General features: G+C 69.1%; 15 protein-coding genes. 3 read left to right on the top strand and 12 right to left on the bottom strand.

The genetic code is table 11. The annotated features are described in order from the left end of the window. Positions 1-24 precede the first annotated feature (24 nt). From KR541_RS33690 to KR541_RS33675, 4 genes are read right to left on the bottom strand one after another with little or no spacing between them, the layout of a single operon-like run. A complete protein-coding gene (locus KR541_RS33690; protein WP_124638198.1) occupies positions 25-816 on the bottom strand; it encodes an endonuclease/exonuclease/phosphatase family protein in 792 nt (263 codons plus the stop codon). Then, positions 807-3,005 (bottom strand): VTT domain-containing protein, encoded by a 2,199-nt coding sequence (locus KR541_RS33685; protein WP_216090128.1) that lies wholly within the window; start codon positions 3,003-3,005, stop codon positions 807-809. Before KR541_RS33685 ends, KR541_RS33690 begins: the two co-directional genes overlap by 10 nt. Next, complete coding sequence (locus KR541_RS33680) at positions 3,002-3,340, bottom strand: hypothetical protein (protein ID WP_050013961.1); 339 nt, start codon at positions 3,338-3,340, stop codon at positions 3,002-3,004. Before KR541_RS33680 ends, KR541_RS33685 begins: the two co-directional genes overlap by 4 nt. Further along, the gene (locus KR541_RS33675; RefSeq protein WP_209924436.1) at positions 3,337-4,032 is read right to left on the bottom strand and encodes an MgtC/SapB family protein; all 696 of its coding nucleotides are present in this window, start codon (positions 4,030-4,032) and stop codon (positions 3,337-3,339) included. Before KR541_RS33675 ends, KR541_RS33680 begins: the two co-directional genes overlap by 4 nt. Positions 4,033-4,209: 177 nt before the next feature. Between KR541_RS33675 and KR541_RS33670 the strand changes: the two genes are divergently transcribed. Beyond that, on the top strand, positions 4,210-4,452 hold the full coding sequence (locus tag KR541_RS33670) for a DUF6566 family protein (RefSeq protein ID WP_050013959.1): 243 nt from the start codon (positions 4,210-4,212) through the stop codon (positions 4,450-4,452). A 91-nt stretch (positions 4,453-4,543) separates the two neighbouring features. Then, positions 4,544-5,251: a succinate dehydrogenase/fumarate reductase iron-sulfur subunit gene (locus KR541_RS33665; RefSeq protein ID WP_050013958.1), complete on the top strand. Its 708-nt coding sequence runs from the start codon at positions 4,544-4,546 to the stop codon at positions 5,249-5,251. A gap of 35 nt (positions 5,252-5,286) precedes the next feature. Here KR541_RS33665 and KR541_RS33660 read toward each other — a convergent pair whose 3' ends face one another. From KR541_RS33660 to KR541_RS33640, 5 genes are all read right to left on the bottom strand, one after another. Beyond that, complete coding sequence (locus tag KR541_RS33660) at positions 5,287-6,339, bottom strand: Rieske (2Fe-2S) protein (protein WP_216090127.1); 1,053 nt, start codon at positions 6,337-6,339, stop codon at positions 5,287-5,289. After that, positions 6,336-7,391 (bottom strand): Rieske 2Fe-2S domain-containing protein, encoded by a 1,056-nt coding sequence (locus KR541_RS33655; protein ID WP_216090126.1) that lies wholly within the window; start codon positions 7,389-7,391, stop codon positions 6,336-6,338. The genes KR541_RS33660 and KR541_RS33655 overlap by 4 nt, the downstream gene beginning before the upstream one ends. 12 nt (positions 7,392-7,403) lie before the next feature. Then, positions 7,404-8,498 (bottom strand): terpene synthase family protein, encoded by a 1,095-nt coding sequence (locus KR541_RS33650; protein ID WP_050013955.1) that lies wholly within the window; start codon positions 8,496-8,498, stop codon positions 7,404-7,406. Between the two features lie 13 nt (positions 8,499-8,511). Continuing rightward, entirely contained in the window at positions 8,512-9,474 is a 963-nt protein-coding gene (locus tag KR541_RS33645) for an SAM-dependent methyltransferase (protein WP_050014051.1), read from the bottom strand. A 581-nt stretch (positions 9,475-10,055) separates the two neighbouring features. Further along, positions 10,056-10,730: an HAD family hydrolase gene (locus tag KR541_RS33640; RefSeq protein ID WP_050013954.1), complete on the bottom strand. Its 675-nt coding sequence runs from the start codon at positions 10,728-10,730 to the stop codon at positions 10,056-10,058. Between the two features lie 202 nt (positions 10,731-10,932). On the opposite strand from KR541_RS33640, the gene KR541_RS33635 reads away from it, so the two are divergent. Beyond that, positions 10,933-12,117, top strand: coding sequence for a sugar transporter (locus KR541_RS33635; protein WP_216090125.1), 1,185 nt, complete (start codon positions 10,933-10,935; stop codon positions 12,115-12,117). 34 nt (positions 12,118-12,151) lie between these two features. Here the strand turns inward: KR541_RS33635 and KR541_RS33630 are convergent, their stop codons facing one another. From KR541_RS33630 to KR541_RS33620, 3 genes are all read right to left on the bottom strand, one after another. Then, positions 12,152-13,321, bottom strand: coding sequence for a helix-turn-helix domain-containing protein (locus tag KR541_RS33630; RefSeq protein ID WP_252996725.1), 1,170 nt, complete (start codon positions 13,319-13,321; stop codon positions 12,152-12,154). Positions 13,322-13,488: 167 nt separating this feature from the next. Continuing rightward, entirely contained in the window at positions 13,489-14,616 is a 1,128-nt protein-coding gene (locus KR541_RS33625; RefSeq protein ID WP_216090123.1) for an NAD(P)-dependent alcohol dehydrogenase, read from the bottom strand. Positions 14,617-14,629: 13 nt separating this feature from the next. Next, positions 14,630-16,099 carry a benzaldehyde dehydrogenase gene (locus KR541_RS33620; RefSeq protein ID WP_176016216.1) on the bottom strand — a complete coding sequence of 490 codons (1,470 nt, stop codon included), beginning with the start codon at positions 16,097-16,099 and terminating at the stop codon, positions 14,630-14,632. Positions 16,100-16,167 lie beyond the last annotated feature (68 nt).

Genomic DNA, 16,167 nt, shown 5'->3' with positions numbered 1-16,167 from the left:
GCCTCCGTCGGATCGAAAAACGGCTCACCGCGCAAGCGCCGTGCCCGTCGCCGGCGTCGCGCGCATCCGGGCCACCAGCGGATAGTGGTCGGACGCGTGCCGCGCCCGCGCGCTGCGATGCACGACCACGTCGACCAGCAACTCGCCCGGATGAATCCAGATCCGGTCCAGCGAGAACACCGGCCACACGGTCGGGAACGTGCGCGGCGCCGGCGCGCGCCGGAACCGCGTGACGAGCGCCTGCAGCGCGCGGCCGCGCACGAACCATTCGTTGATGTCGCCGAGCAGGATCACCGGCATCGCGCCCGTGTCGAACGCCGCGAGCAGCCGCTGCACCTGCGCGCTGCGTTCGCTCGCCGACAGCCCGAGATGCGTCGCGACCACGCGGATCGGGCCCGCGCTGCAATCGATGTCGGCGTCGAGCGCGCCGCGCGGCTCGCGCGGGTGGAACGACAGGTCGAGCGTGCGCGCCGCGCGGATCGGGCAGCGCGACAGCACCGCGTTGCCGTAGCGGCGCTCCGGCGTATCGATCGTCGGGCCGGCCACCGCGTGCATGCCGGTCGCGTCGCGCAGGTGCGCGAGCACGTCCGGCACACGCGTGCCGCCGAGCGGCACTTCCTGCAGCGCGATCACGTCCGCGTCGAGTTCGTCGATCACGGCCGCGATCCGGTCGACCGCGCGCGCCGGCCACGCGCCGTGGCCGCCGTGAATGTTGTAGGTCGCGATCCGCAGGTCGCGCCCGCCCGGCGCGGCGGCGGGCGCCGCGTCGGCGGTGACGACGTGCGGCGGCGGGGCCGGGTCTTGGCTCAGCGCCATCGTCGCAGCACCCTCACGAGCAGGATCGACACGCCGACCAGCGCGAGGCCGATCGCAGCGAGCCATGCGAACGCGCCGGGCTCCGGATGGCTGAGCGCGGCGGTCAGCTGATGCGCGAACGTGACGGTCAGCACGATGCCGGGCAGCATCCCGAGCGCGGTGCCGATCAGGTAGTCGCGCAGCCCGATGTGCGATGCGCCGGCGACGAGGTTCACGACGGTGAACGGCGCGATCGGCAGCAGCCGCAGCACGGCCATCGCGACCACGCCGCGCCGGCCGATGTGCTCGCTCAGCCGGTTCGCGCGCGCGCCGGCGAGCCGGCGCACCGCGTCGCGCCCGAGCCAGCGGCCCAGCGCGTAGGTCGCGGCGGCGGCCGCCATCGAGCCGACGCCCGCATACGCGAAGCCCGGCCACGCGCCGAACACGAGCCCCGTCGCGGCGATCAGCAGCGTGATCGGCACCGCGAAGGTCGCGGCAATCACGTAGGCCGCGAGCAGCAGCACCGGCGCGCCCGGCAGCCGCGCGATGCCGGCCACCGCGTGCGACAGCGACGCGACGTTCAGGTGCGCGCCCAGCGGCGTGAAACGCCACGCGAGCGCGAGCGCGGCGATCGCGAGCACCACCGCGCCCAGCACGAAAAAGCGCGCGGTGAGCGAGCGATGCTGCTCGTGCGGCACGAATTCGCGGACGAACCGGTCCGGCTCGATCGGCTGCTCGGGATCGAGCCGCGCGCTGACCGGCACGAGCGCCTCGAACTGCGGCGACACGGCCGGGTCGAGCGTGCGCAGCGTGCGGCCCGGTTTCGCGCGCAGCCGGTCGAGCACGATGTTCGGCCGTTCTCCGCCCGCGAACGCGTCGGCCACCGCCGCGGGCGTCGTACCGAGGTGCTCGGCCAGCAGCCGCTCGCGCATGCCGGCGATCGCCGCGCGAACGCGGGCATCGCCGGCCGCGACCAGCGCGATGCAGCATTCGGTGTCGAGCACCATCGAGCGGTTATTGAGGTTCGCGCTGCCGATCACGATGCATTCGTCGTCGACGATCGCGACCTTGCTGTGCACGTTCACGCACCCGTCGCCGAGCCCGTCGACGTGCGGATACAGCAGCCGGTAGCGGTCGAAGCGGTCGGCCGACGCGAGCGTCGCGTGCAGCCGCGCGCGCAGCACGCCCATCGTCGCTTCCTGCAGCCAGCCGCTCTGCACGCGCGGCGCGACGACCGTCACGTCCGGCCCGTGCGCGTCGGCGAGGCGCGCGGACAACGCTTCGCGCACCACCGCCGCGGTGAAGTACTGGTTCTCGACATACAGGTGCCGCTGCGCGGCGCGGATCGTGTCCTCGACGAGCGCGCGCACCTGGGTGACCGGCTCGCGGCCGCCGTGACGCGGCGCCGTATACGCGATGCCGAGCCGCACGTCGCGTACGTCGACGCGCGCGTCGGGCGGCCACGGATCGGGGTCGTCGGGCCGGTCGAGATGCCGCTGCGCGCGGATCGCGATCGGACGCCCGCACGCCTGCAGCCAGCGGGCACGTGCCTGTTCGCCGATCGCGGCGGCCGCGTCGCCGTCGAACATCGCGTGCACGTCGTGGAACGGCCCGTACGGCATGCCGTGCTCGTCGCGGCGGCGCGGGTCGTCGGCCGCATGCGCGGGCGTGTCCCAGCGGGCGCGCGTCAGGTCGAGGCCGCCGACGAACGCGAGCCGGTCGTCGATCACGACCAGCTTCTGGTGATGCGACGCGCCGCGCGGGTGCGCATCGTCGAGCCGGAACCGGATGCCGCGATGCGCGCGCCAGCCAGCCCGATACACGGGCGGCCAGTCGCGCTCCAGCGCGTAGATCATCGCGAAATCCCACGCGAGCACGTAGATGCGCAGATTGTGGCGGGCGGACGCGAGCGCGTGCAGGAAGGCCGCGAGCGTATCGGGCAACGTGTCGTCGGCGCCGCCCGGCGCGAGCCGCATCCGGCTGTCCACGTCCCAGCCGACGATGAACACCGTATGGCGCGCGCGCAGCAGCGCGGCGCGCAGCGTCGAGAAGTACGCGTCGCCGTCGACCAGCATCGCGAAGCGGTCCGCGTGGCGGATCGTGTCGCAGTTGCGCCCATGTTCGAGCAGGCCGTGCCGCGAAGGGGCGTTCGCCGGCGCGGGGGCGACGCGCCGGTCGTCGGCGCGGGTCACGCGGTCCGCCACGATCATCGTGCGCCGACGTCCCGGTCGCCGTCGATCCGCTGCAACAGCGCGTCGCAGCGCGCGCGCAGCGCCTGCAATTCCGGCGAATGCGCGTCGAGCCGCACGCGTTCGCCGCTCTGCGGGTCGCCGTGCGTGATCGCGATGTCGTAGATCTCCTGCGCGATCGTCGCCGACGCGTGCGCGATCCTGATCCGGTCGAGCCACTCGCAGTCGGCGTGCCGGCACGCGAGCCACGCGCGCAACGCGCCGACCAGCTGGCTGGTCGTGAGCCACGCGCCGCCGCGCATGCGGGCAGCGAGCTGGCTCGTCACGAGATAGGAGAGCAGGTCGGTCTGGGTCACACGAAACTCCTTGACGAGGTGTCGGGTTGACAGGTCCGTACGCACGCGATGTTTTGCAGCGTTTCGCAGATCGCCGCGAATTCCGGCCCGCTCGTGCGCGAGAACGAGACGGAGATGTCGTCGGTGTCCGGATCGTCGTCCGACTGCTGGACGATGAACCGTTTCACGCGCACGCGGCCGGGGCCGAGCGCCTCGTGCAGCGTGCCGAGCGTCAGGCCGCCGCGTTCGGCCACGAGCAGCAGCGTGCGCTGCTGGCGCTGCGCGATGAAGCGGCGCTCGAGCGGCTTCACGCCCGCGAGGATCGCGAGCACGATCGCCGTCGCGCCGACCGACGCAACCACCATGCCGCCGCCTGCGGCGAGCCCGACGCCGGCCACCGCCCACAGGCTCGCGGCCGTCGTCAGCCCGCGCACCACTTCGCCGCGCAGCAGGATCGAGCCCGCGCCGAGAAAGCCGATGCCGGACACGACCTGCGCGGCGACCCGCGACGGATCGACCACGACGCCGTTTTGCCCGCGCACGTCCTCGAAGCCGAACGTCGACACCAGCATCACGAGCGCGGAGCCCACGCATACGAGCATGTGCGTGCGCAGCCCGGCGGCCCAGTTCAGGCGTTCGCGTTCGAGCCCGATCACGCTGCCGAGCAGCGCGGCCAGCAGCAGGCGTCCCAGCAATTCGAGGTGGCCGATCATGATGTGTATCCCATCCGGCCCTGCGCGAGGCGGGCGCGGTAACGGTTCGATGCGGAAAAGGGACGCAAGCAGCGTGCCGGCCGGGCACGGCGCGTGCGCACGAGGCCGGCGGCGCGCACGGCGATCATGCGGCGCGCATTTTTTTCATCGCCATCGCAGATAAGACAGGAGGCCACCGTGGCACATCAACAGGACGCACAGGTTCGGGACCCGTATCGCGGCCACGAAATCCTGGTATGGGCAAGACCCAACGAGCGCGGCGCATGGCGCGACGAGGTACAGGTGTACGTCAACGGTGCGCGCATCGAGTTGATGGTACCGGAGGCCGTCGCCCCCGAATGGCTGACCGAGGTGGAGGCGCTGCGCGCGGGGCTCGAGCGCGGCCGCTATCTGGTCGACAAGCGCGTGGACGACGACTGACCGGCATGGCGCTTGCGGCGCCGCAGGCCGCGACAGCCGCCCCGCAGCATCTCGTCAACCCACCCATGCCGGCCCGCGCCGGGAGGAACCGATGAGCGATCCGCGTACCCTGCATATCTACCGCTACGACCCCGATCGCGACGCGCAGCCGTACCTGCAGCGCTACGAGATCGACGTGAATCCGGACGACCGCATGCTGCTCGACGTGCTCGGCCGCGTGAAACGCGACGACGAGACGCTCGCGTATCGCCGTTCCTGCCGCGAGGGGATCTGCGGGTCCGACGCGATGAACATCAACGGCAAGAACGGCCTCGCGTGCCTGACCAACATGCAGACGCTGCCACGCGAGATCGTGCTGCGGCCGTTGCCGGGGCTGCCGGTGGTGCGCGATTTGATCGTCGACATGACCGACTTCTTCAACCAGTACCACTCGATCCGGCCATACCTGATCAACGACACGACGCCGCCCGCGCGCGAGCGGCTGCAATCGCCGGAAGAGCGCGATCAGCTCGACGGGCTGTACGAATGCATTCTGTGCGCGTGCTGTTCGACGTCGTGCCCGAGCTACTGGTGGAACCCGGACAAGTTCGTCGGGCCGGCCGGGCTGCTGCAGGCGTACCGGTTCATCGCCGATTCGCGCGATCTGGCGACGGCGGAGCGGCTGGACGATCTGGAGGATCCGTACCGGCTGTTCCGCTGCCGGACGATCATGAACTGCACGGACGTGTGCCCGAAGGGGCTGAATCCGACGAAGGCGATTTCGGAGATCCGGACGATGCTGGTTAGGCGGACGGTTTAGCGCAAAGCGTCCCGAAGCGGAACCGCCGGCTCCCGCTATTTCTCGACGAACGCGTCCACATGCGTGGCACGCCGTTGCGCCGCTGCGCGACCCTCGGCCGGATAGAACTGCCGCGCCCATCGCTGAAACACCGGATACGGCCCGTCGCCTGCGACCGGTGTCCCGTAGCCCGTGTAGTCGCGATGGCTCCACACCATGATGTCTTCCTTGAACACCGGCACCAGCCACAGTCGATGCAGCAACCGGCCGAGCGCGGCGTAGACGATTCGCTGCAACGGCGCCGGCCACCGCGACAGCCACGAAAAGCGGAACGAGATACCGTCCCGGAAGGTCCAGCGCAGCGGCGCGATCTGTACGCCGCACGCGAAGATCTTCGCTTCGAGGCCGATCGCCTTCATTTCATGGTCGGACGACACGCAGCCGAGGCCATGAACGCCGATCAGCGTGCTCCATCTGATGTTCTTCCATGCCATGTCCACCTGCATCGAAATGCGCGGGCCGTCGATCACGGGCGCATGCGGCTTCATGTCCTTCCAGCGATGCAGCGCGCCAAAGTGTTCGAGGTCGTAGCCGTTTTCGGGCAGGTTCTGCATCACGCCGCGCAGCGTGAAAGCCTGACCGACGGGCGCCGAGAAGCCGGTCATGTCGACTTCCGGCAGTTCCCACGTCGGCACGAGGCCGTCGGCGTTCTGCCACACGAACACGAAGCCGTTCCATTCGCGTACATGCCGGGTGCGAAGCGTCAGCGCCTGCCCGCCCTTCGTGCAGCCGGCGGTGGTGCGCCGGCCGTCGGGGCCATACGCGTAGTGATGGAACGGACAGACGATCTGCTCGCCGTCGACCACGCCGCCGTGGCCCAGATGCGCGCCCTGGTGCGGGCAATACGCGTCGACCGCACACGCGACGCCGGATGCCGTCCGGTACAGCACGACATCGCGTCCCATGAAAGGCGTCGTGAGCACGGTGCCGCGCTTCAACTCGCGGCTGAAACACAGCGCGAACCATCCGTCCGGATAGGGCAGCGGCGCGGTTTCGTCGAAGGGGCCGGTTGCATGCATCGCGTGCTCCTGCATTGGCACGGCGTTCATCGCGCGAATTCCCGATCGGCGTGCGCGACAGCCGCCGGCACGGCGTCGCGTTGTCCGTCAGGCGCGTCGCCGCCGGAAGCCGGGTAGAACTGCGCGGCCCAGCGCCGGAACGTCATGATCGGCATCTCGCCCGCCATCAACGTCGGGCGCGCGTCGTAGTCGCGGTGATCCCAGATGCGCAGGTCGCGCTTGAATTGCGGCACGAACCACAACCGGTACGCGGCGCTCGCCAGTATCTCGTGCACGGCCCGGCGCAGCGGCGACGGCCACGCCGACGCGCGTTCGACGCGCAGCGCCACGAATTCGCGGCAGGTCCAGCGATCGGCTTCGATCTGCGTCGGGAACAGCACGACCCGCGCATGCAGCCCGAGGTCCGGCAGTTCCATGCGCGCGGCCATGCAGCCCAGGCCGTGCATCGTGATATCCAGCAGCAGCCGTTGGCCGAGCAGCACGAGCGTCGAGCGCATCGTCATCCGGTGGCCATCGGCTTGCGGCGGCTCGAGCACCGGATTCGACCACCCGTGCACGGGGCTGAAATGGTTGACGTCGACGCCGTTCTCGGCCGGATTCTGCAGGCTTCCGTTCAGCGTGTGGCACTGGCCGCGCGGCCGCGAATAGCCGTCGAGGTCGAGTTCGGGCAGCGACCACGACGGCGGCGCGCCCGTACGGTCCTGCCATGCGAGCACGAGGCCGTTCCATTCGCACACGTGGCGCTGCCGCAGCGCGGTGGCGGGCGGCTTGCCGTCGCGCCCGGCGCGCACGCAGGTGCCGTCCGGCGCGAACGCGAGGTGATGGAACGGGCACACGATCTCCTCGCCGCGCACGACGCCGCCATGCCCGAGATGTGCGCCGAGATGCGGGCAATGCGGCGCGACCGCGCGAATCAGGCCGGATGCCGTTCGATACAGCACGACGTCCTCGCCCATGAAGCGCGTGACGACGAGTGCGCCGCGTTTGACGTCGCGGCTGTAGGCCAGCGCGAACCAGCCGTCCGGATAGCGATGTCTGGAAGCGGCCGCGGGTTCGGGCACAACAGGGATCGATGCGTGCATGCGCGTCTCCAGTCATCGGGGCGAAGCATGCCGGTCCGCCGCCGCGATTTCCTCGAGCGTCGGCAGTGGCGTCATCGCGACTTCGCCGCCGGCGAAGCGGCCGCCGCCGAGATCGTCGCCGTGGTAGCGGGTGCTGAACGCGTGAAATTCCGCGTTGCCCGCGCTCATGTAGCCCAGCTCCGTCACGTAGGCCTGCGCGTCGGGGTCGTCCGCCAGCGCGCCGGTCGCGACCGCTTCGCGCGCGTCGATCAGGCGGCCCTCGTTCGACGTGCAGAGTGCCGCGAGCCGGTCGAGCGCCGCCTGCACGTTCAACTGCTCGACGCGCATCAGGATCCAGACGGCATTGAATCGCTCGTGCGCGGAGCGTTCCTTGCGAAACGAAAACAGGTCGTTGACGAGGATCACCGAATCGATCGTCCTGTCCCGTGCGTCGGCCAGCGCCGCGTGTTGCGCGAGGCGCTGCTCCATGTCGATGTCGAGCGCGTATTCGGTGAGCAGCGTGATCCAGTGGCCGAAGCCCTCGACGCGGCGAAACGCCAGATAGTCGTCGAGCGACAGGCGCGATGCGTCGGTCGCCGTCGGATCGGCCTGCGTACGGATCTGGTCGCGGATGCATTCGACGAAGCGCTGCCAGAAGGCCGGGCGCGCGTCGCACCGGGTGCGCATCAAGCGCAGCGTGTCGTGCAGCAGTCGCGCGGCGGGCACATCGGCCGGCGGCGGCGTGCCGTCGACGGCCGCCAGAAAATGATCACGCAACGTGTCGAGCCCCGCCTGGTCGCCGGTGCGCGCCAGATGCGTGAACGCGTCGTCCATCAGCGTCGTGACGTTCATCATGCGATGAATCGTGTACACGCGATCAGGCCGCGCATTCGGGTAGCACAGGCTGCCATATGCGGGAATGCGCTGCGCGAGAAAACGGCGTGCCGCCGCGTCGCTGCGATAGTGCCGCAGGATGGTCGGATAGTCGTCGATCGCGAGCTGCTGCTCGATCGCTGCGTGCCGCGGGTGCCGGGCAACGGGCAGCGAGAGCCGCGGCAGCGGCAGCACCAGCGTATGCGTCGCGCTCGGCGGGGCGCTGTCGGCGTGCGGCGTTCCGGATGCTTGCATGCGGATCTCCGGGTTACGCGTCCGGTTTGACCGCGACGATGCTGTAGGTCGACACCTTGTTCTTGATCAGCGCGACGGACCAGTTTTCGGCGAGCACGCGCAATTCTTCCAGCGTGTCTGGTGCGCGGTGCGGGAAATGGCGGTCGATGTTGGCCTTGGCGTCCATCAGCCAGCGCGCCACGTCGATGTTCGACGGCAGCACGCGCATGTCGCGGATCGCGAACCCGGCGTCGATCAGCACCTGCCTGAAATAGTCGGGCGTCTTCCGATGCTTGCACGCGATCCGGTCGATCTCGTCCGGCGTGTCGGACTCGTATTCGTTGAGTGCGACGTTGTACAGATTATCGGAGATGATCACCGACCCGCCGCCGCGCACGCGCGCATGCAGTGCGCGCATGGCTTTTTCGTACAGCGCGTTCGGGAAATGCGAGATCACGCCGCGAATGATCGCGAGATCGTACGGCGTCGCGGGATCGGGCAGTCGATCGACGTCCTGCGCGTTGCACTGATACAGGTTGATGCGCCCAGCGAGCCCGTGCTGCGCATGAAAGCGTGCGCAGTACTCGAGTTGCTCGCGACTGACGTTGATACCGTCGAGGCGCATGCAGCCGGGGAAGCGGCCGGCCAGATACTTGAGGATGTAGCCCCAGCCGCAGCCGATGTCGAGAATGCGCTCGACGCGTGCGGGAACGGGATCGTCGAAGCCGGCGAGGCGAAGCTGGCGTTCGAAGTAGCGAATGCCCGATTCATCGAGCGAGATCGGCGGCGTGGAGCGCGGATCGTCGTAGACGCCGAACTGGAACAACAGGTACTCGCCGATCGCCTTGCGCCAGTCGTCCGGACTGCCGGCGTAGGTCGCCTGCACTTTCTGCTCGTAGTCGCTCACCGTTTCGCCGTGCAGCACGCGGATAGGCAGCGCGGGCGCCAGGTGCGGCGCGCGCATGTCGGCGATTGCCTGTTCGCTGATCTGATTCATCGAAATCCTCGCGTCGTCCATTTCCGTCAAACCGGACAAAACAATGCCCGCCGATCGAGCGGGAGCGCACGCCTTCACGAACCGCCGGCGCGAAAATGCTCCGCGCCCCGACACGTGCGATCGTGCGATTGAATGAATCGATGTAATGCTTCTGTCGAAGCGTTATGAAGGCGAAAGATCCGTGCGCATTTATAGGGCCCCGAATAAATGGCGGAAAGGGCGCGGTGACGCAGTATCGCGATGCAGGCCCCATATCATGCGCGGGACGTCTGGCGACGCGGGGTTGCGCCGGCGGGCCGGTTCGGCTCCGTATGCCGCTTGCGTTTTCACGATTCGGATACTGCGATCGTGAACCGGAAGCGAAGTGTATTCGTTATATGAGAGGCGATTCGTTTTTTCAAGAATCTTCCCGTCTGTTTTAAAAAGACGGGAAAACGGGCATCGGTAAAAAATATTTAAATCGCGATCGTCAATGGCGATTTGGATTGTTTTGATTCGATGAATCGAAACGGGGCAGTGGCGCCGCGAACGTGCGCGTGCGGCTGCCCGGCCGGACGCGGCCCGGCGCGCCCCGCCGGCGCCTACGGCCGTGCGGCAATCTCGTCGAGATGCCACAGCAGATCCGCCGGATCGTCGTACACGCGCAGCGCACCCGCGCGCTCCAGCTCGTCGCTGCCGTACCCGCCGGCCAGCAGCCCGACCCCCAGTGCGCGGCAGCGGCTCGCGGCGAGCATGTCCCAGATGCTGTCGCCAACCACCACCGTATGCTCGATCGGCACGTTCAGCTTCGCGGCGGCGGTCAGGAACAGGTCGGGGTCCGGCTTCGCATACTTCACCTGATCGCGCGTGACGACCACGTTCTTCGCCGGATCGACGCCGAGCGCCTCGAGATTGATCGCCGCGGTTTCCATCCGCCCGCTGGTCGCGATCGCCCAGCGAATGCCGGCGTTCGACAGCGCGGCCAGCAGCTCGCGCGCGCCCGGCAGCGGCCGGACCTGCGCGCGCAGCCGCTGGTACGCGGCCGCGTGCAGCCGCGCGAGCCGCTCGACACGGTCGGCGTCGATGTCGCCGTCCGTCTCGCGCAACAGCTGATTCAGGAACAGGCCGCCGCTCATCCCGATCTTGCGGTGGATGCGCCACACCGACAGTTCGATGCCTTCGGCATCGAGCGCTTCCTTCCACGCGAGGACGTGCTGATAGACGCTGTCGACGAGCGTGCCGTCGAGATCGAACAGAAATGACGTTTCAATGCGCATGTGAATCTCCTGGCCCGATGGCATTCGGGCAAATCGTCGGCAAAACCCAATTCGTCACATTATCGGCGCACGGCCGTGTCACCGCCATGTCCCGCGCCGCACGCGCCGCGCGCGGCGGCGGCGTGTCGAACGGCGCTGGTACAATCGCGCCGATGCGCCGGGCGGGCCGCCCGCGCGCGCCCAACCTTCGTCGAATCCCCGTATGGCAACCCCCGACGCCGTCAGTTCCGAGCAATCGTGGTGGGGCGTTCTGGCCCTCGCGCTTTCCGCCTTCATCTTCAATACCACCGAATTCGTGCCCGTCGCGCTGCTGAGCGCGATCGGCGACAGCCTGCAGATGCAGCCGACCGCCGTCGGCCTGATGCTGACGATCTACGCGTGGGCCGTCGCGGTCGTGTCGTTGCCGCTGACCTTCGTCACGCGGCACGTCGAGCGTCGCAAGCTATTGAGTGTCGCGCTGCTGGTGTTCGTCGGCAGCCATGTCGTGACCGGCTTCGCATGGAATTTCACGGTGCTGATGATCGGCCGGCTCGGCATCGCATGCGCGCATGCGGTGTTCTGGTCGATTTCGATCCCGCTCGCGGTGCGGCTCGCGCCGAGCGACCGCAAGAGCCGTGCGCTCAGCCTGATCGCGATGGGCTCCGCGATCGCGATGGTGGCCGGGATTCCGCTCGGCCGCGTGATCGGCGAGGCGTTCGGCTGGCGCGTCACGTTCCTGATCATCGCGGGCGCGGCGGGCGTCACGCTGCTGTTGCTGCGCGCCACGTTGCCGGTGCTACCGAGCCAGGGCGCCGGGTCGCTGAGCAGCATCGGCGTGTTCCTGCGCAAGCCGGCGCTGGTCGCGCTGTACGCGATCACCGTGCTCGTCGTGTCCGCGCACTTCACGTCGTACACGTACATCGAACCGTTCGTGCAGAGCGTCAACCACGCGAGCAACAGCCGGATCACGTACGTGCTGATCCTGTTCGGCGTCGCGGGCCTGCCGGCCGCGGTCTGCTTCAATCGCGTCTATCCGCACCGGCCCGACGATTTCCTGCTCGCGTCGATCGTCGCGTTGTCGGGCTGCCTGCTGATCCTGTTCCCGTGCGCGCTGAACATCGTTACGCTGTCCGTGCACACGCTGGTGTGGGGCGGCGCGATCGTCTGTTTCGGGCTGGCGATGCAGGCATGGGTGCTGAAACTGGCGCCGGAGGCGACCGACCTCGCCGTGTCGATCTACTCCGGGCTGTACAACGTCGGGATCGGCGCCGGCGCGCTGCTCGGCAACCATATCGCGGGAGACTTCGGGCTGCCGTGGATCGGCACGTTCGGCGGCGTGGTCGGCGCGTTCGCGGTCGGGATCGCATGGCTCGCGCTGCGGCTGCATGAACGGCGGGCAGTGGCTTAGTGCAATCGCCGGACGATCGGCTCATCCCGAATCGTCAACGCGACCCGTCGTGCCCGAGCCCCGCCGCATCGCGCTGCCGAAGTTTCGCGTATAGCGTCGTGCGTGAAATGCCGAGTTGCCGCGCGGCCGCCGACACGTTGCCGTCGTGCTCGTCGAGCGCGCGCCGGATCGCATCGAGCGATTGTTCGTGCAGGCTGGCGTTGGCGTGAGGGCGGCCCGCCGGCGCCGCGTTGCACACGTCCTCCGCGTCTTCGAGCACATCGGCGTCGCGCGTTGCGGCCGCGCGATCAAGCGGCGCGCGTACGGTGCGCACCCATACGTGGCTACCATCGTCGCGCGCGATTCGCTGCGGCGTGCGCGCCGGTGTCAGCAAACGACGCTGCTGCGTGGGCGTCGCGCCCGGAAATAGTTGCCGGAGATCGACCGGCGCCGCCGGCCCGGCGGGCGCGAGGTCGAGCATCTGGCGGGCCAGGCGGCTCACCGCGCGCACGCGGCCCGCTTCGTCGAGCGCGATGACGCCGGCGAGCGGCGTGCCGAGCCAGCGCGGATCGAATTGCACCTGCAGCAGATGGCAGTCGCGCAGCATCGCATAGAGCCGCTGTTCGGCGGACAGCGATGCGTGCCGGAATGACTCGCGCAACTGCGCGATATTACGCCTGCCGACGCCGGTGATATCGAGCGCGCCGATCACTTCGCCGTCGAAGCCGACCAGCGGCACCGCGAGACAGAACACCCGCGACAACTCGTCGAGATAATGCTGCGCGCCCGCGACGACGGCTTCGGCGCCGTCGTGAATCACGCAGCTCGGCGCGGTCGTGCCGATGTTCGGTTCGACGATCCGGCGCCCGGCGACGATCGGCGTCAGCAGCACGTCGTCGCATTGCGGGCTGCGGCGCGCATGGACGATCGTGCCGTGCGGATTGACGCACATGATCGTCCATTCGCTGCCGCCGAATGCGGCCCACAGCGGCTCGATTTCCTGCGCGACGCAGCGATGGAGCCGCCGATCCGCGCGCGATTCGTCGCGCTCGCGCTGCATTTCATAGCGGGCGGTTTGCCACGGCCGGAGCCCGGCGTCGCGCGAGCGCAGCCACGAGCGCGCGACGCTGGCCGGCAACGCCGTTTCCGGCAGCGGCTCGCCCGCGGCGAAGCGGGCGCGGAGCCGGTCGAGGTCGACCGGTCGTGCAGGGGATTCGGGGGCCATGTTCACGCTACGCTCCATGTGGGTCGAAGGTCCGGGCGCGCGTGCCGCGCCAGCGTGTCGAGCGAATGCGTAATATAGCGCGGTGCCCGGAATGCGGCATTTGCCTTCCCCGAGGGCGCCCCACGTGCCGCCGCGACGCGTCGGCGGCACGTGGGGCGCCCGCGCGCTCAGTGCGGCAACCGCAGGATCGGCTTGAGCGTGATCCCCTTGCTGCTGTCTTCCGCCGCCTGGTTGATCTGGTCGAGCGGATAGAACTTCACCAGCCGGTCGAACGGAAACCGCCCTTGCAGATACAGCTGCACGAGCTGCGGAATGAACGTCTGCGGCACGCTGTCGCCTTCGACGATGCCGCGAATCGTGTGACCGCCGAGCAGCAGGCTGTTCACGTCGAATTCGGCTCTCGTACCCAACTTCGGCGCGCCGACCACGCCCATCGTGCCGCGCGAGCCGAGCGCGTCGATTCCTTGCGACAGCACCGCCGGCAGCCCGGTCGATTCGAGCGCGTAGTCGACGCCGCCGCCGGTGATCTCGCGGATCGCGTCGGCCACGTCGACTTCCCGGCTGTTGATCGCGTGCGTCGCGCCGAGCTCCAGCGCCAGCGCGAGCCGCGACGGCACGATGTCGACCGCGATGATCGTCGTCGCGCCCGCGATGCGCGCGGCCATCACGGCGCTCATGCCGACGGCGCCGGCGCCGAAGCTCGCGAAACTGCTGCCCGGGCGCACCGCGAGCGAGTTGATCACCGCGCCCGCACCGGTCTGGATCCCGCAGCCGAGCGGGCCGAGCAGTTCGAGCGGCGCGTCCTTCGGCACCTTGATCGCGTTGTTCTCGCGGGCGAGCGCATAGCTCGCGAACGACGACTGCGCGAAGAAATGATCGTGCAGCGGTTGGCCGGCTTCGTCGCGGATGGCCGTCTGCCCGTCGGCGTCGGCGCCGCCGAAATTCAGCGCGAAGAACTGCCGGCAATACGCGCCGTGACCGCCGACGCACGACGCGCAATGGCCGCACGCGCCGTAGGTCAACACGACGTGATCGCCGGCGGCGAGCGTCTTCACGTTCGGGCCGACCGCCTCGACCACGCCGGCGCCTTCGTGACCGAGCACGGCCGGCAGCGGCACCGGGTAGTACTGGTCTCGCACGATCAGGTCGGTATGGCACAGGCCGGTCGCGACGACGCGCACGAGCACCTCGTCTCCGCGCGGCGCGCGGATGCGGGCCGCTTCGATCGAGAAGGGTGCGCCGGCGGCGCGGGCGACGGCCGCGGTGACGGCGCGTGTATCGTTGTCGGTGTACATGTCGGTCTCCTCGTCAAATCGGATACAGCGGCGCTTCGCCCTTGATCGTCAGCCACTGCCACTGCGTGAATTCCTCCCAGTTTGCCGCACCGCCGATGCTCGTGCCGTTGCCCGATGCGCCGACGCCGCCGAACGGATTGATCACTTCGTCGTTGACCGTCTGGTCGTTGATGTGCAACAGCCCGGTGTTCAACCGCTCGCCGATCCTCAGCGCGCGGCCGACGTCGGCCGACAGGATCGCCATCGACAGTCCGTATTCGGTTTGATTGGCGAGCGCGATCGCGTCTTCGTCGGTATCGAACGGCACGACGATCGCGACCGGCCCGAAAATCTCCTCGTCGAATGCCGGATTGCCCGGCGCGACGCCGCTCAGCACGGTCGGCTCGAAGAACAGGCCACGATGATTGCCGCCCGTCTCGACCCGTGCGCCCGCACGGCGGGCCGCGTCGACCACGCTCGCCGCATGGTCGCGTTGCGCGGCGTTGATCAGCGGGCCGAGGCCGACGTCGCCGCTGGCCGGATCGCCGACGCGCAGGCTTCGCGCCTTCTCGACGAGCTTCGCGACGAAGCGGTCGTGAATCGCACGCTGCACGAGCACGCGGCCGGTCGCCATGCAGATCTGGCCTTGGTGCAGATACGCGCCCCACGCGGTGTTCGCGACCGCGCGGTCGAGATCGGCATCGTCGAGCACGATCAGCGAATTCTTGCCGCCGAGTTCGAGCGATACCTTCTTCAGGTGGCGGCCCGCCGCTTCGCCGACCTTGCGCCCGGCCGCGGTGGAGCCGGTGAACTGGATCATCGCGACGTGCGGATCGGCGACCAGCGCCGCGCCGGCCGCGCCATCGCCGGGCAGCATGTGCAGCACGCCTTCGGGCAAGCCGGCGAGCTCGAACACGCGGGCGATCGCGACGCCGCCGCACACGGCGGTACGTGGATCGGGCTTCAGCACGACCGCGTTGCCGAGCGCGAGCGCCGGCGCGACCGCGCGTATCGCGAGATACAACGGGAAATTGAACGGCGAGATCACGCCGACCACGCCGCGCGGGCGGCGGCGCGCGAGCGACAGCCGGCCGGCCGCCGACGGCAGTACTTCGCCGGCCGCGCGCGACGGCAGCCCGGCTGCTTCGTGCAGCGCCTTGATCGTAACCGACGTTTCGAACGCTGCCTTCGCGCGGGTCGAGCCGCTTTCGCGCACGAGCCAGTCGACGATCGAATCGAAGTGCGTTTCGGCGACGGCCGCCGCGCGGCGCAGGATGGCCGCGCGCTCGTCGTAGGGCAGGGCGAACCAGGCGGGCTGGGTGCGGTGTGCGGTAGCCGATGCTTCGGCGATGGCTGCGGCGTCGGCGACGCCGATGCGGCCGAGCGCGTTGCCGGTTGCCGGTTCGATTACGTCGGCGGCGTGCGGGCTGGCGTGCCAGTTTCCATTGAAGGTCTTGCCGCGCCAGATGTCGGTGTCGAACAGTGCGGGGGTGTTGCTATCCATTTGCGCTCCTGGGGAAATTCGGATCGGCCGGATCGGGCGTGGGTTGGCGTCGATCGGCATGCGCGCGA

The sequence above is a fragment of the Burkholderia sola genome (genome assembly GCF_905400185.1).
Lineage (GTDB): Bacteria > Pseudomonadota > Gammaproteobacteria > Burkholderiales > Burkholderiaceae > Burkholderia > Burkholderia sola.
Note: the sequence above shows the minus strand (reverse complement) of the source record. Positions and strands in the feature narration are given on the sequence as shown.